The following is an 18,811-nucleotide window of genomic DNA, read 5'->3' on the forward strand; positions in this document are numbered from 1 at the left end:
GCCGGCCCGCCGCCCCTACGAGCACCAGGAGACACCCTGTGGCCCGGCGCCCACTGCCCCGCATCCTCACCAGCAACGCCCTGACCAGCAGTGCCCCGATCGCCCGCGGTCGCGAACTGGCGCGGACCGCGGCCGACGGCGCGACCGACGTGCTCCATCCGCTGATCACCACCAGCCGGGGGCTGCGCCGGCTGGTGGCGGCCGGACGGGGGCGCTGGGCCGCGACGCCCAAGGAGCAGCGCGGGCCGCTGTGCTTCCTGGTCGGCGCGGGGGTGCTGATCGTGGGCCTGGCGCCGTACGGTCCGCTGCTCGCGCTGGTGGCGCTGATGGCGGTGGCGGCGTGGCTGGGTCGGGACCGGCCGCAGGTGGCGGAGCCCGGCCCGAGCGAGGCGGAGACCGGGCGGTTGCAGGCGCTCTACGAGGCGCTGGTGCCGTGCTTCTCGGACGAGGGCGACCCCAACCCCCTCTACACCCATGACGGCGACTGGCAACGGGCGTTCACCGCGTACGCCTTCGACGAGGACGGGCGGCCGGCGCGGCTCCAGCTGAAGTACCCCGCGTACTTCCCCGACGGCGAGGACGAGTGCCGGGTCCGCGTCGAGCAGTTGCTGCACGCCAAGTCGGGCCGCGGCCGGGAGTACCGCTTCGACTGGGACGAGGCGGCCAACCAGTTGGTGATGACGGCGCTCGGGCCGCTGCCGTCGGACATCGCGGCGCAGCCCTTCGTGACCTCGCCGGGCGAGACCGTGCTCGGCTTCACCGACCCCGAATCCGTGCAGCGGACGCTGCCGGTGGTGTGCGGGGGCGCGCCGCAGGACGTGCCCCCGGTGGTGTGGCGCACCGGCCGGCGGTCCACCGAGCCGCACCTGCTGGCGCTGGGACAGCCGGGCGCCGGTGGGACGACGCTGCTGCGCTCGATCGCGCTCCAGGCGCTGCGGCACGGCGATGTGGTGGTGATCGACGGCGGCGGCTCCGGCGAGTTCGGCTGCCTGGCCGGGCGGCACGGGGTGCTGGCGGTGGAGAGCGGGCTGGCGGGGGCGCTGGCGGCGCTGGAGTGGGCGGCGCACGAGACCGAGCGGCGGCTGGTCGCCGCCAACCGGGCCCAGCAGTCCGGGCAGCCCGCGCCGGCGGACACCCGGCGCCCGCTGTGGATCATCGCGGACCGGCTGACGGCGCTGTCCCACCTGGCCTCGGTGGAGGGCCGGGACGACCCCCAGCGGCTGCTCCAGGTGCCGCTGCGGCACGGCCGGGCGGCCCAGGTGACGGTGGCGGCGGCCGACCAGTTCGAGACCGCGGAGCTGCTGAGCGACCCGGTGCGGGCCCACACCAAGGCCCGGATCGTGCTCGGACCGGCCACCGCCGAGGAGGTGCGGGCGGTACTGGGCACCCAGCCGCACACCACCCCGCTCCCCCAGGTGCCGCCGGGCCGCGGCTACGCCCGGCTCGGCAGCGGCCCGGTGCTCCGCCTCCAGGTGCCGGCCACCCCCGACCCGTACGACGACGCCACCGGCGAGGCCCACCGCCAGGCGGTCCTGGCACTGCTGCCGGAACGCAGCGCCCCGGAGGAAGCGGTGGGGACGCTCGCGCCCATGCACCCGCCGGTGTCGTTCGCCAAGCGCGGCGACGCGACGCCGGTGGGCGGTGGGGACTCCGACGCCCCCACCGCCCACATCTGACGTCGTCTCAGGCCACGAACGCCTGCGGCGGCTCCGCCTCCACCGGCGCCCCGGTGGCCACCAGCCGGGCGGCCCTGGCCAGCCGAACCGCGGCCTCGTCGGCGACCGCGCCGCTGACCGTGAACGGCAGCCGGACGAAGCCCTCGAAGGCGCCGTCCACGCCGAACCGCGGCCCAGAGGGGACGCGCACCCCGAGCCGCTCCCCCGCCTCGGCGATCCGGGAGCCGGACAGTCCACCGGTCCGGGCCCAGAGGGTCAGACCACCGCGCGGGACGCTGAACTCCCAGTCGGGCAGGTGCCGGTGTACCGCCTCGACGATCGCGTCACGGTTCTCGCGGGCCTGTTCGCGGCGTATCCGGACGGCCTCCTCCCAGCCGCCGTGCTCCAGGAGGGAGGCGATGGCGAGCTGTTCGAGGACGGGCGAGCCGAGGTCGGAGTAGGCACGGGCGGCGACCAGGCTGCGGATGATGTCGGGCGCGGCCCGCACCCAGCCGATCCGCATCCCGGCCCAGAACGCCTTGCTGGCCGAGCCCACGGTGATCACGGCGCTGCCGGCCGGGTCGAACGCGCAGACCGGGCGCGGCGGTTCGGTGTCCGGGTCGAGCACGATCTCGGCCATGGTCTCGTCGACCACCAGCAGGGTGCCGGCCGAGCGCGCCGCGTCCACGAGGCGGCGGCGCTGGTCCTCGGTGGCGAGGCTGCCGGTGGGGTTGTGGAAGTCGGCGACGACATAGGCCATCCGGGGCGCGGCATCGCGCATCACCTGGCGCCAGGCCGGGATGTCCCAGCCCGCCAGCCGCTCGCCGAGGGCGACCGGGACGAGGCGGGCGCCCGCGTCGCGCATCAGCTGGAGGATGTTGGCGTACGAGGGCGAGTCGACGGCCACCCGTTCACCGGGGCTCGTACACAGCCGGCAGATCGCGGCGACGGCGCCCATCGCGCCGGTGGTGACCATGATCTGTTCCGGCATGGTGGGGATGCCGCGGGCGGTGAAGCGGTCGGCGAGGGCCTGCCGCAGGACGGGCAGGCCGGCCGGGTAGTCGCCGTGGGTGTGGGCGTAGAGCGGCAGGTCGGCCATGGCGCCCTGGACGGCGCGGGTGAGCCAGGGCTCGGGGGCCGGCAGGGCGGCGCAGCCGAGGTCGATCATCGACCCCGCGGCCTCCGGCGGGAGCGGTTCCAGGCCGCGGGTGGGCAGCGGGTTGCCCGCCGGGACGGCGGTCCAGCTGCCCGAGCCGCGCCGGGACTCCAGGAACCCCTCGGCGCGCAACGCCTCGTAGGCGGCGGCGACGGTGGTGCGGCTGACGCCGAACGCGGCGGCCAGCTCGCGCTCGGCCGGGAGCCGGGCGGCGACCGACACCCGGCCTTCGAGGACGAGCCGGCGGACGCCGTCGGCCAGACTGCGGTAGGCGGGCAACTTCCGCCCGTTCGCGGTGAGTTCGGCGGCCCGCGGGTCCTGCGACCGGAGCAGCCGGGCGAGTTGGGGTGCACCCACCGCGGAGGTCCACTGCGCCATGAAGATCAGTCCACCTTCCCCGAATTGGCTCTACATCGCGAGCCCGGACATGCCACATGGTGGCACGCACCAGTCCAATCCTGCCAGGAGGGGGAAGAGTCGTGTCCATCACCCAGGGGTCCGACACCAGGCGGTCGCATCTGCCGCGCCGGCTCGTACAGCTCTATACGGGGCTGGTGGCGTACGGCGTGAGCATGGGCCTGATGGTCCGCGCCGGCCTGGGCCTGGAGCCGTGGAGCGTGCTCAACCAGGGCATGGCGCGGCACACCGGACTGACGATCGGCACCGTCACGATCGTCTCCGGCGCACTGATCCTGCTGCTGTGGATCCCGCTGCGCCAGCGCCCGGGCCTCGGCACGGTCTCGAACGTGGTGATCCTCGGGCTGGTGATGGACGCGACGCTGGCGCTCGTCCCGCCGCTGGGCCCCCTGGCCGTCCGCGTCCCGCTGCTGGTCGCCGCGATCGTCCTCAACGGTGCCGCGACCGGCCTCTACATCAGCGCGCGCTTCGGCCCGGGGCCGCGCGACGGGCTGATGACCGGGCTGCACCGGCGCACCGGCCGCCCGGTCCGGCTGGTGCGGACCTGCATCGAGGTGACCGTCCTCGCCGTGGGTTTCGCGCTCGGCGGCTCGCTCGGCGTGGGCACTGTGGTCTACGCGCTGGCCATCGGGCCGCTGGCCCAGTTCTTCCTGCGCCGGTTCGCGATCGAGGGCCTGCCCGAGCGTCCGTCCACCGTGGTGGCCCGCTCGCCGCGACCGTCACCGGAGCGCGCGATACTGCCGGAGTGACCCCCGCGATACGCCTTCGCCATCCCTACCTCGACCACCCCGGGCCGCTGCCCTTCGCCCACCGCGGCGGGGCCGCGGACGGCCTGGAGAACACCGCCTTCGCCTTCCGCCGCGCGGTCGGCCTCGGATACCGCTATCTGGAGACCGACGTCCACGCCACCTCCGACGGCGCACTGGTCGCCTTCCACGACGCGACCCTGGACCGGGTCACCGACTCCCGGGGCGCCATCGCGGCCCTGCCCTGGCGGGCGGTCCGCCGGTCCCGGGTCGCCGGCCGGGAGCCACTGCCGCTCTTCGAGGAGTTGCTGGAGGAGTTCCCCGAGGCCCGGTGGAACGTCGACCTGAAGGCGGAGGGCGCGCTGGAGCCGCTGCTGGCGCTGCTGCGCCGCACCGACGCCTGGGACCGGGTCTGCGTCGGCTCGTTCTCCGAGGCCCGGGTGGCCCGGGCACAGCGCCTTGCCGGCGGCCGGATGGCCAGCTCGCTGGGCACCCGCGGGGTGGCCGGACTGCGTCTGCGCTCCTACGGGCGCGGGGCGCTGCCGCTGGACCGGCTGCTGGGCGCGGCGGTGCGGCGCAGCGCGGTCTGCGTCCAGGTCCCCGAGCGGCAGTCCGGGATCCGCGTCGTCGACCCCCTCTTCCTGCGCGCCGCGCACGCACTGGGCATGCAGGTCCATGTCTGGACGGTCAACGATGCCGATCGGATGGAAGCGCTGCTGGACCTCGGCGTGGACGGCATCATGACCGACCACATCGAGACCCTGCGCACGGTGCTGACCGCGCGGGGGCGCTGGGTCTAGGGCCCGACCCAGCGGACAGCCCCTGGGTCACGCCCTCCCCTTCCCACCATCGCCCGAAGGGTGACCCCGCGACGTGCGGTCGTGCAGGCGGCGGCCGGTGCGGGCGTCCCTGCCGGCGCGGGCGGCGATAGGGCTCTTCGCGCCGGCCGCCGGGATCGGGCCGACGCCGGGCGGCAGTCGGCCACCCTCCCGCTCCCTGTTCTCCGATCCGATCCCGCGCGGCGGGAAAGCGGAGTATTTTTCCGCGTACGAGAGGGGTGACCGGGAGTGAGCCGGTCGGGGCCGCCGGCGTTCGGGGCGGCTTGCCGGCCGGCCGGGAGCCCCCGGGACGCGATCGTGACCCCGGTGGCGTTCTTCGCGGTCGGATTCGCCCTGCTGGCAGGGGTGCCGATGGGGCGCGCGAGCGCGGCGGCCGGCAATCCGGTACGTGACCGGATTTAGCCCTTGAGGGCGCGGGGCGGTAGTGTACGCCTTTGACCCACCAGGCGGACCGTTACTGCGCGCTCAACTCCTTGAGGCGCTGGGTGACATCTGCTGCCAGATGTGACAAACCGGGCGTTGGTGGGTACAACAAGGGGCGGCACGACGGGCGACGCAGGCGACGTATGTCCCGATGACGGGAATCTTCACCGCCGACCGGACGTTGACCGGATGACGACGACAGCGACACCTGTCCTGTGGGCGACAAGCCCGGGAGGCACGATTCATGAGTGAGCGAGCTCTCCGCGGCACGCGCCTCGTGGTGACCAGCTACGAGACCGACCGCGGCATCGACCTGGCCCCGCGCCAGGCGGTGGAGTACGCATGCCAGAACGGACATCGTTTCGAGATGCCGTTCTCGGTTGAGGCCGAGATTCCGCCGGAGTGGGAGTGCAAGGTTTGCGGCGCACCCTCTCTTCTGGTGGATGGGGATGGTCCTGAGGAGAAGAAGGGCAAGCCCGCGCGTACGCACTGGGACATGCTCATGGAGCGGCGGACCCGCGAGGAGTTGGAGGAGGTGCTGGCCGAGCGGCTGGCCGTCCTGCGCTCCGGCACCATGAACATCGCCGTGCATCCGCGCGACAGCAACCGCAAGTCCGCCTGACGGGCGGAACGAGCAGAGCAGAGCGGCACGGCAAGGGCCGGTGCCACCGAACCTTCGGTGGCACCGGCCCTTGCCGTGCGTTGCTGCCGGACCGGGGCGGCCGGGTGGGCGGGCCTCGTGCGCCCGATCCGCCCCCGGTCGCCCGGTGCGGCCCGGTCTCAGCGGGTGAGCGGCGGGTCCTGGCGCCGCGCGGCCGGCGGTTCGTCGGGGTGGATCACCTCGCCCTGGACGACCTTGCCGTCGGGGCGGTGCATCCGCGCCTGCTGGTAGACGTCCCCGAAGGAACCGGGGGTGAAGCTGCCCGACCGGGTCAGCAGCTTGTCGGCGCCGCGCAGGATCAGCCGCCCGGTCGGCGGGAAGAGGCAGAGCAGGCCGAGCACGTCCGAGAGCAGGCCGGGGACGATCAGCAGCAGCCCGCCGAGCATCGGGAGGGTGTTGCCGGTGCCGCCGGAACCGGTCTCCCGGGGCGCCTCGGGGGCGCCGCCGGTCTGCAGGGCGCCGGTGAGGTTGCGCCAGGCACGGCGGCCGGCCCGCTTGACCACCGCGCCGCCGACGAGCACCCCGGCGAGCAGCAGCAGGAAGACCGTCAGACCGTTGGTGGCGCCGCCGACCACCGTCAACAGCCAGATCTCCAGCACCATCCAGGCGGCGATGCCCAACGGGGCGAATCGGCGGGCGCGCGAGCGCGGCGGGCGGGGACTCGGCGGTGGTGTGGCTCCGAACGTCATGCCACCAGTGTGCCTGGCCCGGCCCGCCCGGCGGTCAGTGACCGCGGATCTTGTTCACCTTGGAGCCGACGCCCCAGGCGGTGATCCGCCAGAGCGCCTCCACGACGATGTCGCGGCTCATCTTGCTGTCGCCCAGCTCCCGCTCGACGAAGGTGATCGGGACCTCGACGACGTGGTAGCCGGACCGGACGGCCCGCCGGGCCAGGTCGACCTGGAAGCAGTAGCCCTGGGAGGCCACCTCGTCCAGGCCCAGGCCCTGCAGCGTCTCCACCCGGAAGGCGCGGAAGCCGCCGGTGACGTCGCGGATCGGGACGTCGAGCATCAGCCGGGAGTAGGTGCTGCCGCCGCGGGAGAGGATCTCGCGGTGCTTGGGCCAGTTGACCACCCGGCCGCCGGGCACCCAGCGCGAACCGAGCACCAGGTCGGCGCCCTTGAGGGCGGTGAGCAGCCGGGGCAGCTCCTCGGGCTGGTGGGAGCCGTCGGCGTCCATCTCGACCAGCACGCCGTGGCCCTGTTCGATGCCCCAGCGGAAGCCGGCGAGGTAGGCGGCGCCCAGCCCCTCCTTGCCCTTGCGGTGCAGCACGTGGACCTTGTCGTCCCCGGCGGCCAGTTCGTCGGCGAGCTTGCCGGTGCCGTCGGGGCTGTTGTCGTCCGCGATCAGGACGTGCGCCTCGGGGACGGCGGACCGCACCCGCGAGACGATCGGCTTGATGTTCTCCGCCTCGTTGTACGTCGGAATGATCACCAACGTGCTGCCGAGCGGACCGTACTGCCGCTGACCGTCTGTCACTACTGCCCCTTCTCGTCCTTCGTACGCCCGCGGCGGCCGACGATGACGGCGGCCCCGCAGGACAGGAGGCCCACGATAGCGAGCAGCCACTCGGGAGCCGCTCCAACGCGGTCGGCGAGCGTCGTTTCGTCGCGCAGAGGGATGCGGGCCGAGACCACGCCCTGGGTGAATTCGGGAATCTGGTGCGTAACGGTCCCGTCCGGGGCGACCACCGCGCTGATCCCGCTGGTGGCCGCGGTGACCACGGCCCGGCCGTGCTCGACGGCCCGCAGCTTGGACATCGCCAGCTGCTGCTCGGGCTGGCCGGTGCGGCCGTAGGTGGCGTTGTTGGTCTGGATGACCAGGGCGCGGGCGCCGGCGCCGACGGTGTCGTGGACGATCTCGTCGTAGGCGACCTCGAAGCAGATGACGTCGCCGAGCCTGGCCGGGCCGACCTTCAGCAGACCGGTGTGGTCACCCGGGTAGAAGTCGCGGGGCACCCGCTGGAACCGCGTGATGATCTTGCTGAGCTGCTCCCGGAACGGGACGTACTCGCCGAACGGCACCGGGTGCTGCTTGGTGTACGAGGCGCCCGGACCGGTCCTGGGGTCCCAGACGATGCCCTCGTTGAAGACGTAGCCGGGCTTGGTCGGATGGTCCACCAGGGCGCCGACGAGGACCGGCACGCCGATCGCCTTCACGGCCTGGTCTATCCGGTCGTACGCCTGCGGGAACTGGAAGGGGTCCAGGTCGGAGGAGTTCTCCGGCCAGATCACCAGGTCCGGCTTGGGCACGCGGTGGTGCCGGACGTCGTCGGCGAGCTTCTCGGTGGCGGTGGCGTGGTTGTCCAGGATCTTCATCGGGCGACCGAGGAAGTCCATGCCGGGCTGCTGGACGTTGCCCTGCACCACGGCGATCCGGACGGTGTCGTCGGCCTTGGTGGGGACCGGTACCGCCAGGCCGGCCACGGTGACCGCGGCGGCCAGCCCGAATGCCTCCGTCGTCCGGACCACCGCGCGCGGACCGGCACCGCGGCGCAGCCCCCACAGGGCGGTCGCGGAGGCGGCCAGCAGCGCACCGGCCAGCGCGACGGCGAAGGTGACCAGCGGGGCGCCGCCGAGCGCGGCGAGCGGGGTGAACGGCGAGCCGGTGTTGGCGAAGGCCAGCCGGCCCCAGGGGAAGCCGCCGAACGGCAGCCGGTCCCGGGCCCATTCCTGGGCGACCCACAGGCACGCGGTCCACAGCGGCCAGACGGGCAGCCGGGAGGTGAGCGCCAGCCCCGCGCCCAACACCACGACGAAGAGCGTCTCGGCGACGGACAGGCCCACCACCGCGTCCCAGCCGACGACGTGCAGCCACTTCAGCAGGATGAGGAAGAACGGCAGCCCGAAGGCGAAGCCGGTCCAGGCGCCCTGGCGGGCCCGCCGGCCGCGGGTCAGCAACGACAGCGCGGCCACCGCGACCAGGGACAGCGGCCACAGGTCGTAGGGCGGGAAGGCGAGGCCGAGCGCGACGCCGGCGACGGCCGCGAGGGCGGTGCGCGACGCCTCGCGGCGGGCCAGGGCGGCCAGTCGGCGGGCGCGGCCGGGGCGGCGGTCGCCGCCGGTCGCGGTGGACGGCACCATGCCGGCGGGCGCGGGGCCGCGCACGGCTTCTGCGGTGGTGTCGGAACCCGATGGCACGGTTGCGGGCCTTCCTGCAGGTCGTCCGGTTGTCAGCTGACCGTACATCGGAGGGCCCGGGGCGTGGGGTCGGGGTGCGCGGACCGTGCGCAGACCGTGGGCTTACCGTGACGAGCGCGGCGCCCGGTGCCGCATGGTGCGGGGTGTCGGGGTGCGGATCGGGGCCCGGCGCCCTTCGGGCCGACCTGGGACCCGCTGGCTGCGGGTCGACCGAGAGCCGTTGTCTACTGAGCGCCGGGCCCCATCCGGGTCGCACCTGCCGACCGACCCAGCCATCGCCCTGGCCCTGGACCTGGCTCCCAGTGGTGGCGTGCCGGATGGCTCGCCACCCCATGGCCCAGCTGCGTTCGACGACTGCGCGGAGGTCTCCCGGTCGGACGTCCTGTGGTGGACCCGGCCGAACCTACCCGCCGACCGGCGCCTGCTGTCAACAGTCGCTCCGCCTGCGTGGTTTTCGCGTCGTCCCAGGTCAGTGCCGAGCCTTCCCAGGTGGGGCAGGCAGGTTCGGGCGCGGTATCCGCCGCCACCGGCGCCCGCGATGTCACTCGATCGGCCGGTCGAAGATCGGCCGTCCGCCGACGACCGTGCGCAGGCAGTGCGGGAGGTCGTTGCCGGGGGTGAGATCGGGCAGGCCAGGGGTGCCGGAGCGGGGGTCGGTCGACCAGCGCTCGACGCGCTCGTCGGGGGCCTGGACGATCAGGTCGCCGGTCCGCCAGACCGCGTAGTCGGCGGGGGCGCCGGGCATCAGGACGCCGGCGTCGTCACGGCCGATGGCCCGCCAGCCGCCGCGGGTGTGGGCGGTGAACGCGGCGCGGGCGGAGATGCCGTGGGCACGGGTGCGGTGGAAGACGGCGGCGCGCACGGTGCCCCAGGGGTCGAGCGGGGTGACCGGGCTGTCGGAGCCGAGGGCGAGCGGGACGCCGGCCTTGAGCAGCGCGGCGTAGGGGTTGAGGCCGGCGGCCCGGTCGGCGCCGAGGCGGGCGGCGTACATCCCGTCGGGGCCGCCCCAGGCGGCGTCGAAGCCGGGCTGCACCGAGGCGGTCAGAGCCAGGTCGGCGAAGGCGGCGATGGTGGCGTCGGTGAGCATCTCGGCGTGCTCGACGCGGTGCCGGGCGGCGCGGACCCGGGCCAGGCCGACCCGGTCGGCGGCGGCCCGGACGCCGTCGGTGACGGTGGTCAGGGCGGCGTCGCCGATGGCGTGGAAGCCGGCCTGGATGCCGGCCTCGGTGCAGGCTGCGACATGGGCGGCGACGGTCTCGCGGTCGAGGTGCGCGGTGCCGGTGTGGGTCCCGCCGGCGCAGCCGGGAGGGGCATCGGCGTAGGGGGCGTGCAGGTGCGCGGTGTGCGAGCCGAGCGAGCCGTCGGCGAAGAGGTCGCCGGCCGCGCCGTGCGCGCCGAGTTCACGGATCCGGTCGGCATCCTTTGCGGATGCGATCAGTTCGGCCCAGTAGCCGATGACGCGGGGGCCGGTGCCCTCGGCGGCCCGGGCGAGCAGCGCGGTGAAGTCGTCCTCGCTGGAGATCTCCGGGCCGGCGCACTCGTGGACGGTGCCGATGCCCAGCGAGGCGGCCCGCTCCAGCGCGGCGGCCTGGGCCTCGGCGCGCTGGGCGGGGGTGACGGTGGCGTACGCGGCGGCCCGCACGGCGTGGTGGGCGTCGCCGGTCAGCGGCGCCTCGGGGTGGAAACCGGACCGCTCTCGGATGCCCGGGACCAGGTCGAGCAGGGCGGTGGTGACGACCGCGGAGTGCACGTCGACGCGGGTGAGGTAGAGGGGACGGCCACCGGCGGCGGCGTCCAGTTCGGCGCGGGACGGCGGGCGGCCCTCGGGCCAGGCGCTGGCGTCCCAGCCGTGGCCGAGCAGCACGGTGCCGGCCGGTCGGCCGGCGGCGTACCCGCGGATCCGGTCGAGCGCCTCGGCCAGGGTGGCCGCGCCGGAGAGGTCCAGACCGGTGAGGGTCAACCCGGTGGCGGTGGTGTGCACATGTGCGTCCGTGAACGCCGGGGTGACCAGCGCGCCGTCGAGATGGACGATCTCGTCCACGCCGTCGGCGAAGGAGTCGGCCGCGCCCTCCTCGCCGACCCAGGCGATGCGGTCGCCCTCGACGACCATCGCGGTGGCGAAGGGGTCGGCGGGGCTGTGCACCTCACCGCCCCGCAGGAGAACGGTGCGGGAGGGGACCTGCTCGGGGTTGCGCTCGCTCATACCGGACAGTTTCGCCCCTGCGCCGGGGCGCCCGGCGCCCGGGGGTCGACTCCCGGGCGGCTCAGATCCGCGGCGGGCGGGCCTCGTAGGGGGTGGAGAGCACCACCGTCGTGCGGGTGGAGACCCCGGCCAGGCTGCGGATGCGGGTGAGCAGGTGCTCCAGCTCCAGCGGGGTGGCGACCCGGACCTTGAGGATGTAGTTCTCGTCGCCGGCGACGCTGTGGCACGCCTCCAGCTCGGGGACCTCGGCGAGCCGGTCGGCGATGTCGTCAGGGGCGCTGGGGTCGAAGGGTTTGACCGAGATGAAGGCGGTCAGCGGCAGGCCCACGGCCTCGGGGTCGACGATGGCGGCGTAGCCGCGGATGACCCCGCGCTGCTCCAGGCGGCGCACCCGCTGGTGCACCGCCGAGGTGGACAGGCCGGTGGCCTTGCCCAGGTCGGTGTAGCTCATCCGCCCGTCCTTGACGAGCAGATCCACGATTTGTCGGTCCAACTCCTCCACCCGCTCAACCTACTGTGCGCGGGCGCGTGCGCGCAGCGCGCGCCCGATCGCGGACGCCCCGATACCGGCCCATGTGAGGAATGCCACACCTGTGACGCCGGCTCCGCGGGGCGCCGGCGATTATGCGCGCGGCATGAGGGGCATTGCTGGTGTTGGCCGAGACCGCCGGTCACACGAACGAAGTCAGCGGTCCGAGTGGCCCACCCGAGGGGGATGGACATCATGCGACGCCTGAAGCAGGACTTCGCCGCGGCCGACATCGGCGCCCAGGAGGGCGACAGTTTCGACTTCCTGATCGAGGACACCGCGGACGATCCCTTCGACACCTACGAGATCTACCGCGTGAGCTGCCCGGACTGCGGGCAGCCGATCGCGCTGCTGGCGGACGAGGACACCCTCCCGGAGCACGCGCTCTGCCCCTCGCCGTGGAACCCGTTCGCGCTGACGGTGTGCCAGGGCTCCGGCCGGCCGGCGGCCGACGCCGCGGACACCGACGACATGATGGACGCTCACGAGCAGGACGCGGCGATCCTGTTGACCCTTCCCGAGGGCCTGGACTGGCGGCGCCAGCCGTTCTCGCACCCCGGCGGCCCGGGTGAGCGGCCGGCCCGGGTGCCGCGCTCGCGCCGCCGGAGCTGAGGTTCCGCGGGCCGGCCGCGGCTCACCAGTAGCGGCCGGCGAGCATCGCCTCCAGCGTGTCCCGGTGCATGATCAGCCCGTCGGGGTCGGCCGGGACCGACACCTCGCCGAAGTGGATCTGACGGTAGGCCACCCTGAGCATCACGATGGCGTGCCGCAGGGCCGCGTAGAGGGTGTGGAACTCCATCGCGCGGGGCTCGTGCCCGGTCAGCCGGGCGTAACGGGCCTCGACGCGGTCGCGGCGCAGGAAGTCGGGCAGGCCGCGCTGCCCGCCGCCCACCGTGAGGTCCTGGAAGAAGCGGTGGAGGTAGACCATCCATCCGAGGTCCAGCTCGCGGGGGCCGAGGGCCGCCATCTCCCAGTCCAGGATCCCGGCCGGCGCGAAGCCGTCGTAGACGATGTTGCCGATCCGGGCATCGCCCCAGGTCAGTACGGTCTCGCCGGGGTCCGCGGGCCAGTGGTCGGCGAGCCAGGCGAAGCCGCGCTCGATGAGCGGGGAGTGCGGGAGTCCGTCGACGACCCAGGCGTAGTAGGCGCGTTGGGCGTCGACGTGGCGCCGGAGCGGGCTCCCGGTGCCGGGCAGCGCGAGGAACTCCGCCGATTCCACCGGGACTTGGTCGTGCAGGCGGGCGAGGACGGCGACGCTCGCGGCCTCCAGCCGGTCGCGTTCGGCGTCGGTCGCGTCGTACAGCCAATTCCCCTCGTACGTATAGGGCATGACGTCGGGCGGCACCCGGCCCGTGACGCGGGCCATGACGAAGAACGGCGCGCCGAGGTGCGCGGGGTCCTCCTCCAGCCAGAAGGGGCGGGGCACCGGCAGGTCGGTGCGGTCGGCGACCAGGCGCATGGTGCGGTACTGCCGGGGCATGTCGTAGCGCGGGAAGATCGTGTACGCGGCGGGGTCGCCGGCCAGCCGCAGGACGCAGGAGGTGGGGGCCTCGCCCCGCGGGTGCGCGGCCGAGGGCTCGGCGGAGTCCGGGTCCGGGTGGTCGATGTCGAAGAGCAGGGTCTCGCTGGACATGCCGTTGGAGGCGGGCACGGTGACCGCGGTGACGCGGGGCGCCGGGAGGGGGGCGCCCCCCGCGGGCGGAGGTCCCCCTTGTTCGGCCGGCGTCGGGAGCCCGTGGGAGGGGTCGAGAGCCCGGGAGCGGGTGGCGAGCCAGGCGGTGAGCCGCCGGGTGAGGTCCTCGGGGTCGCGGGTGGTGGTGCGGGGGCGCGGGGTGGCGGTCATCGGGCGGCCTCCCCGGGGCGGCGGGTGCGGCCGGGGGCGACGGAGTCGTAGCCGGTGAAGCCGCTGGGGTCGTGGCGGCCGAAGCTGCCGTGCTCGAAGACGCCGTAGCCGGTGCGGCCGTCCAGGGTGAAGCGGGCGGCGTGATCGGTGACCCCGTAGGCGGCGAGGGGGTGGGCGGCCGGGTCGGACAGGTCGTAGACGCGGCGGTCGGTCCAGCCGCGGCCCTGCCAGGTGCCGTGCTGCCAGTCGTCGGCGGGCGGGTAGCCGGCGCCGAGGGCGAGCGGCGAAGAGGTGAGGATCTCTGCGGTGAGTTCGAGGGGCTTGCGGGCGGGGTCGGTGAGGTGGAGGACGGCGCGCTCGGGGTGGCGGGTGCCGGGGCGGTAGCCGATGTCGGCGTACGGCCAGCCCAGTTGGCGGTCGGGAGCGCCGTCGCGGACCAGCCGCGCCTCGTTGAGGGTGCGGTGGCCGTCGGCGTCCTCCTGGACGATGACCATGACGAACCGGTCGTCGAAGCGGACCGGGCACCAGATCCAGTGGAACCCCTCGGTGGGCGCCTCGGCGGCGGCCCGCCCGCCGTCCTCGCCGGGTATCGGGCGCACGCCCCAGCTGCGGTCCCGGGTGCCGGTCCACTCCCCCGCGGTGACGGTGAGCCGCTCACCGGCCGCCCGGAGGGTGCCGGTGCAGGTGCCGGCCTGGACGAAGCGGCGGCCCTCCAGGATCAGCCGGCCGCCGCGGTGCTGGGTGTGGTGCGGTTCCCAGGTGGCGGGGAAGGACGCGGTCCAGGTGAGGTCGTAGGAGAGGCCGTCGGGGTCGGACGGGTCAGGGTCGCAGGTGAGCCGGAGGCGGCGCAGGGGCTCCTCGACGGTGATCGTGAACGGGCCGACGGTGAGCGCCAGACGGTCGTCGGTGAGCGCGTCGGAGGCCCGGACCGCGTGCAGCCGGTCGCCGAGGCGCAGGGTGGCGTAGGCGTCGATGACGCCGGTGTTGGGGTAGACCCCGAGGCCGGCGATGAGCAGGGCGCGGCCGGTGTGGTCCAGGACGTGGAAGATGCAGCGGTCGTAGGCGTTGCGGTCGCTGGTGGCGACCTGCCGCATGGAGAGCGGCGCCTGGTGGATGGGGTATTCGTCGAGCGCGATCGGACGGTCGGACACGGTCCCTCCTGGGCACGGCCGGACGGTGGATCACCGGGAAGCGGAGAATTGACGGTACGTCAGATAGCGCTGGGCGGCCACACCCCCGAGGAAGGTGGTGGGGCGGCTCGCCACCGCGCCCGGTGGCGACCTGTGTGCCGACAGCGCTCCGCATCCGGCCCGGGAACGACCAAGAGGCGTGCTTGCGCGCCCGAACCGCCCTTTGCGCAGGGCGAGTCGAGGTGGCGCACGGACGGGCGGGGCGGGGCGTCCGACCGACCCCGCCCCGGTGACTCAGTGCGACTCCGGCCCCGCCAGGTGCCGGGCGATCACCATCCGCTGGATCTGGTTGGTGCCCTCGACGATCTGGAGGACCTTGGCCTCCCGCATGAAGCGCTCGACCGGGAAGTCGACGGTGTAGCCGTAGCCGCCGAGGAGTTGGACGGCGTCGGTGGTCACCCGCATCGCGGCGTCCGTGCAGAACAGCTTGGCCATCGCCGCCTCCTTGGAGAACGGCGCGCCGGCGTCGCGCAGCCGGGCGGCGGCGAGGTACAGCGACCGACCCGCCTCCACCTGCGTCGCCATGTCCGCGAGCATGAACCGCAGCCCCTGGAAGTCGACGATCGGGCGGCCGAATTGGCGGCGCCCGGCGGTGTAGGCGAGGGCCTCGTCCAGTGCCGCCTGGGCGACGCCGATGGCGCAGGCGGCGATGCCGAGGCGACCGGAGTCCAGGGCCGACAGCGCGATGGAGAAGCCCTGGCCCTCGTCACCGATCCGGCGGGAGTCGGGCACCCGGACCCCGTCGAAGTGCAGCTGTGCGGTCGGCGAGCCCTTCATGCCCATCTTGCGTTCGGGCTTGGCGGGCCGGAGCCCCTCGGCGTCGCCGGGCACCAGGAAGGCGGTGATGCCGTGGGCGCCGTTGCCGCCAGTGCGGGCCAGCACGGTGTAGAAGTCGGCCACCCCGCCGTGGGTGATCCACGCCTTGGTCCCTTCCAGGGTCCAGGTGTCGCCGCTGCGGGTGGCCCGGGTGGTCAGGGAGGCGGCGTCGGAGCCGGCGGCGGGCTCGGAGAGGCAGTAGGCGCCGAGCAGGCCGCCGCCGAGCATGGCCGGGAGGTGCTCGGCGCGCTGCTCCTTGGTGCCGTATCCGGCGAGCGCGTGACAGGCCAGGGTGTGGACGCTGACGCCGAGGCCGACGGTGAGCCGGGCGGCCGCGAGCTCCTCCAGGACCTGGAGGTAGACCTCGTAGGGCTGGCCGCCGCCGCCGAATTCGTCGGCGTACGGGAGCGAGAGCAGGCCGGATTCGGAGAGCAGGGTGAACAGGGCCCGCGGGAAGCGGCCGGCTTCCTCCTCCTCGGCGGCCGTTGGCCGGACCTCTCGCTCGGCAAGCTCACGGACCAGGGCCATCAGGTCGCGGGCCTCCTCGGTGGGCAGCCTGCGGTCCACCGGCGGCGGGACATACTCGGTCATGGCGGCGCTCTCCTCCCTTTCGGGCGCTACGGCGACGCGCAAGGGTGGCGGCGGCGCCGGTTTCCGTCGTGCCTGGCCGATGATCGCTTTCCGGGTCGCGGAAGGCGATGACCTGCGGCTGTGGCGCTAGGAGTATGCCCGATCGGCGGCCCGGCGTCACGGGTTGATCATCGATCGCCGGGCAGATCCGGACCGCTTCGCGCATCGGGCGGTGCCGGCGGCATATTGGTCCGAACCATTGACTCAGTGGTCTAGTCCTTCTACCTTCTCCACAACGTTCCGCGCGTTCATGCCAATTCGGCAGGCATGCGCCCCGGAACGCCGCCATGCTCCACCCTCGCCCCCCTCCGAGGAGACGACATGCTCAGACCGCACCGGAAGCGAGCGCCGCGGAAGCTGATCGCCGCCGCGACCGCCCTGTGTACCGCGGCCCTGGCCGGCACGCTGTTCGCCGGTTCCGCCTCCGCCCGCCCGTCGCCCGCCCCCACCCCGGCAGGAACCGCTGCGCGGTACCCCTCCTCTTCCCCGTCACCCGCCCCCCACCTTGCCACCACGGCCCGGACCACCGCGGCCGGCAACAAGGTCGTCGGGTACTTCACCAACTGGGGCATCTACGGCCGCAATTACCAGGTCAAGAACATCGAGACCTCCGGCTCCGCGGCCAAGCTGACGCACATCAACTACGCGTTCGGCAACGTCCAGGGCGGCAAGTGCGCCATCGGCGACTCCTACGCCGACTACGACAAGGCGTTCACCGCCGACCAGAGCGTCGACGGCAAGGCCGACACCTGGGACGACCCGAACGGTCTGCGCGGCAACTTCAACCAGCTGCGCAAGCTCAAGAAGCTGCACCCCGACCTCAAGGTGCTGTGGTCGTTCGGTGGTTGGACCTGGTCGGGCGGGTTCGGCGAGGCCGCCAAGAACCCGGCGGCGTTCGCCCAGTCCTGCTACGACCTGGTCAAGGACAAGCGCTGGGCGGACGTCTTCGACGGCATCGACGTCGACTGGGAGTACCCCAACGCCTGCGGTCTGACCTGCGACACCAGCGGCAAGGACGCCTTCACCGGCGTCCTGAAGGCGCTCCGGGAGAAGTTCGGCCAGAGCAGCCTGGTGACCGCGGCGATCACCGCGGACGCCTCGGACGGCGGCAAGATGGACGCCACCGACTACGCGGGCGCGGCCCAGTACGTCGACTGGTACGACCCGATGACCTACGACTACTTCGGCGCGTGGGACGCCAAGGGACCGACCGCCCCGCACTCCCCGCTGACGTCGTACGACGGCATACCGAAGGCCGGGTTCAACAGCACCGACACCATCGCCAAGCTCAAGAAGCTGGGCGTCCCGTCGGACAAGCTGCTGCTGGGCATCGGCTTCTACGGCCGCGGCTGGTCGGGCGTCACCCAGGACGCACCGGGCGGCACCGCGACCGGCGCGGCACCGGGCACCTACGAGGCGGGCATCGACGACTACAAGGTGCTCAAGGGCCGCTGCCCGGCCACCGGCACGGTGGGCGGCACCGCCTACGCCAAGTGCGGTGACCAGTGGTGGAGTTACGACACCCCGCAGACCATCGGGAACAAGATGGCCTACAAGGACGCCCAGGGTCTGGGCGGGACGTTCTTCTGGGAGCTGAGCGGCGACACCCCCGACGGTGAGCTGATCAACTCCATCAAGTAGCCCCGGAGCACCGGCCACGGGGGCGACCGCACCGACGAACCGCCCCGAGGAACGGGGGACGCGAGCGGGCGGGAGGCGACGGCCTTCCGCCCGCTCCGTCGCGCCCGGCCCGACGGCGACCGGGGCGGCGTCCCGTCAGACCGACGGCCGGGGCGGCGCCGGACAGCCCGGCTCGAACTCCTCTATCAGGCGGAGGGTGTCGCCCAGCCCGCGGACCAGCAGCGACGCGACGGTCTCGCGCGGCAGCTCCTGCTCCTCGATCCAGTCGAGGGTGACGCCCTCGACGCTGGAGAGCCAGCCGGTCAACGCCGTGCGGGCGAGCGCCGGGATCTCCTCCCGTCCCCAGGCGCCGCGCGCGATGGTGCCGAGCAGCCGGGCGCGGACCCGGGCACGGATCGCCAACACCTCGGCGTCGAAGCCGACCCCGCCGGTGACGATCGTGCGGTAGGCGGCCTGGTGGTGCTGGGCGTAGCGCAGATAGCCGTCGACGGTGCGCCGGACGCGCTCGACCGGTGGCAGGTCGTGGGTGCTGCCGGCCCGCTCGACGAGTTCGGCCACCGCGTCCTCGATGATCGCGAGGTAGTAGCCGCGTTTGTTGGTGAAGTAGTAGTAGATCAGGCCCTTGGCGACCCCTGCCTGGCGCGCGATGTCGTCCATGGACAGCGCGTCGTAGGAGGTGTCGGCGAACAACTTCTTTCCGGTGGCTATCAGTTCGGCCCGACGTGCCTGGTAGCGGTCGGTTCCGTGGGCGCCGCGCGAGGCCGCCCGTCCGCGCTGTTGACTCTTATTCAAAATCCGCCCTAGTCTCCAACTGCCAGGATTTTTGCGCAGTATGACAGAACGTCATCTGCGCCTTCCGCTCTGCGGTGGACCCCCGCAGACAGCTCCATGAAGCACTTCCCTCGCGCATTCGACCGCTGCC

The 18,811-nt window shown here is 73.6% G+C and carries 16 protein-coding genes; 6 read left to right on the forward strand and 10 right to left on the reverse strand.

Annotated elements, in window-relative coordinates:
• Positions 1-38 precede the first annotated feature (38 nt).
• Complete coding sequence (locus SNOUR_RS06080; protein WP_067344489.1) at positions 39-1,676, forward strand: hypothetical protein; 1,638 nt, start codon at positions 39-41, stop codon at positions 1,674-1,676.
• 7 nt (positions 1,677-1,683) lie between these two features.
• Here SNOUR_RS06080 and SNOUR_RS06085 read toward each other — a convergent pair whose 3' ends face one another.
• The gene (locus SNOUR_RS06085; RefSeq protein ID WP_067344490.1) at positions 1,684-3,189 is read right to left on the reverse strand and encodes an SCO1417 family PLP biosynthesis transcription factor; all 1,506 of its coding nucleotides are present in this window, start codon (positions 3,187-3,189) and stop codon (positions 1,684-1,686) included.
• A 101-nt stretch (positions 3,190-3,290) separates the two neighbouring features.
• Here SNOUR_RS06085 and yczE point away from each other — a divergent pair, with 101 nt between their 5' ends.
• The 3 genes from yczE to SNOUR_RS06100 all read left to right on the forward strand — a co-directional run bounded on the left by yczE (position 3,291) and on the right by SNOUR_RS06100 (position 5,858).
• Positions 3,291-3,977 carry a membrane protein YczE gene (gene yczE, locus SNOUR_RS06090; RefSeq protein WP_067344492.1) on the forward strand — a complete coding sequence of 229 codons (687 nt, stop codon included), beginning with the start codon at positions 3,291-3,293 and terminating at the stop codon, positions 3,975-3,977.
• Positions 3,974-4,774 carry a glycerophosphodiester phosphodiesterase family protein gene (locus SNOUR_RS06095; RefSeq protein ID WP_067344494.1) on the forward strand — a complete coding sequence of 267 codons (801 nt, stop codon included), beginning with the start codon at positions 3,974-3,976 and terminating at the stop codon, positions 4,772-4,774. Before yczE ends, SNOUR_RS06095 begins: the two co-directional genes overlap by 4 nt.
• 706 nt (positions 4,775-5,480) lie before the next feature.
• Positions 5,481-5,858 (forward strand): RNA polymerase-binding protein RbpA, encoded by a 378-nt coding sequence (locus SNOUR_RS06100; RefSeq protein ID WP_026170122.1) that lies wholly within the window; start codon positions 5,481-5,483, stop codon positions 5,856-5,858.
• A gap of 158 nt (positions 5,859-6,016) precedes the next feature.
• Here SNOUR_RS06100 and fxsA read toward each other — a convergent pair whose 3' ends face one another.
• The 5 genes from fxsA to SNOUR_RS06125 form a co-directional block, all read right to left on the reverse strand.
• Entirely contained in the window at positions 6,017-6,586 is a 570-nt protein-coding gene (fxsA, locus tag SNOUR_RS06105) for an FxsA family membrane protein (RefSeq protein ID WP_067344496.1), read from the reverse strand.
• A gap of 34 nt (positions 6,587-6,620) precedes the next feature.
• On the reverse strand, positions 6,621-7,376 hold the full coding sequence (locus tag SNOUR_RS06110) for a polyprenol monophosphomannose synthase (protein WP_067344498.1): 756 nt from the start codon (positions 7,374-7,376) through the stop codon (positions 6,621-6,623).
• A complete protein-coding gene (gene lnt, locus SNOUR_RS06115; RefSeq protein WP_067344500.1) occupies positions 7,376-9,037 on the reverse strand; it encodes an apolipoprotein N-acyltransferase in 1,662 nt (553 codons plus the stop codon). The genes SNOUR_RS06110 and lnt overlap by 1 nt, the downstream gene beginning before the upstream one ends.
• A 541-nt stretch (positions 9,038-9,578) precedes the next feature.
• A complete protein-coding gene (locus tag SNOUR_RS06120) occupies positions 9,579-11,240 on the reverse strand; it encodes an amidohydrolase (RefSeq protein WP_067344502.1) in 1,662 nt (553 codons plus the stop codon).
• A 61-nt stretch (positions 11,241-11,301) separates the two neighbouring features.
• Positions 11,302-11,742, reverse strand: a complete 441-nt coding sequence (locus tag SNOUR_RS06125; RefSeq protein ID WP_026248099.1) for an Lrp/AsnC family transcriptional regulator — start codon at positions 11,740-11,742, stop codon at positions 11,302-11,304.
• A 213-nt stretch (positions 11,743-11,955) separates the two neighbouring features.
• On the opposite strand from SNOUR_RS06125, the gene SNOUR_RS06130 reads away from it, so the two are divergent.
• Complete coding sequence (locus SNOUR_RS06130) at positions 11,956-12,381, forward strand: hypothetical protein (protein WP_174717846.1); 426 nt, start codon at positions 11,956-11,958, stop codon at positions 12,379-12,381.
• A 22-nt stretch (positions 12,382-12,403) separates the two neighbouring features.
• On the opposite strand, the gene SNOUR_RS06135 is transcribed toward SNOUR_RS06130, so the two are convergent.
• The 3 genes from SNOUR_RS06135 to SNOUR_RS06145 all read right to left on the reverse strand — a co-directional run bounded on the left by SNOUR_RS06135 (position 12,404) and on the right by SNOUR_RS06145 (position 16,209).
• Positions 12,404-13,612, reverse strand: a complete 1,209-nt coding sequence (locus SNOUR_RS06135) for a phosphotransferase family protein (protein ID WP_067344508.1) — start codon at positions 13,610-13,612, stop codon at positions 12,404-12,406.
• Positions 13,609-14,763 carry an Rv3169 family protein gene (locus SNOUR_RS06140; RefSeq protein ID WP_067344509.1) on the reverse strand — a complete coding sequence of 385 codons (1,155 nt, stop codon included), beginning with the start codon at positions 14,761-14,763 and terminating at the stop codon, positions 13,609-13,611. The genes SNOUR_RS06135 and SNOUR_RS06140 overlap by 4 nt, the downstream gene beginning before the upstream one ends.
• A 273-nt stretch (positions 14,764-15,036) precedes the next feature.
• On the reverse strand, positions 15,037-16,209 hold the full coding sequence (locus tag SNOUR_RS06145) for an acyl-CoA dehydrogenase family protein (protein ID WP_067344513.1): 1,173 nt from the start codon (positions 16,207-16,209) through the stop codon (positions 15,037-15,039).
• Positions 16,210-16,569: 360 nt separating this feature from the next.
• Between SNOUR_RS06145 and SNOUR_RS06150 the strand changes: the two genes are divergently transcribed.
• Positions 16,570-17,889, forward strand: coding sequence for a glycoside hydrolase family 18 protein (locus SNOUR_RS06150; RefSeq protein WP_067344515.1), 1,320 nt, complete (start codon positions 16,570-16,572; stop codon positions 17,887-17,889).
• 135 nt (positions 17,890-18,024) lie between these two features.
• Here SNOUR_RS06150 and SNOUR_RS06155 read toward each other — a convergent pair whose 3' ends face one another.
• Positions 18,025-18,681 carry a TetR/AcrR family transcriptional regulator gene (locus SNOUR_RS06155; RefSeq protein WP_067344516.1) on the reverse strand — a complete coding sequence of 219 codons (657 nt, stop codon included), beginning with the start codon at positions 18,679-18,681 and terminating at the stop codon, positions 18,025-18,027.
• Positions 18,682-18,811: the final 130 nt, after the last annotated feature.

It is taken from the genome of Streptomyces noursei ATCC 11455 (genome assembly GCF_001704275.1).
Lineage (GTDB): Bacteria > Actinomycetota > Actinomycetes > Streptomycetales > Streptomycetaceae > Streptomyces > Streptomyces noursei.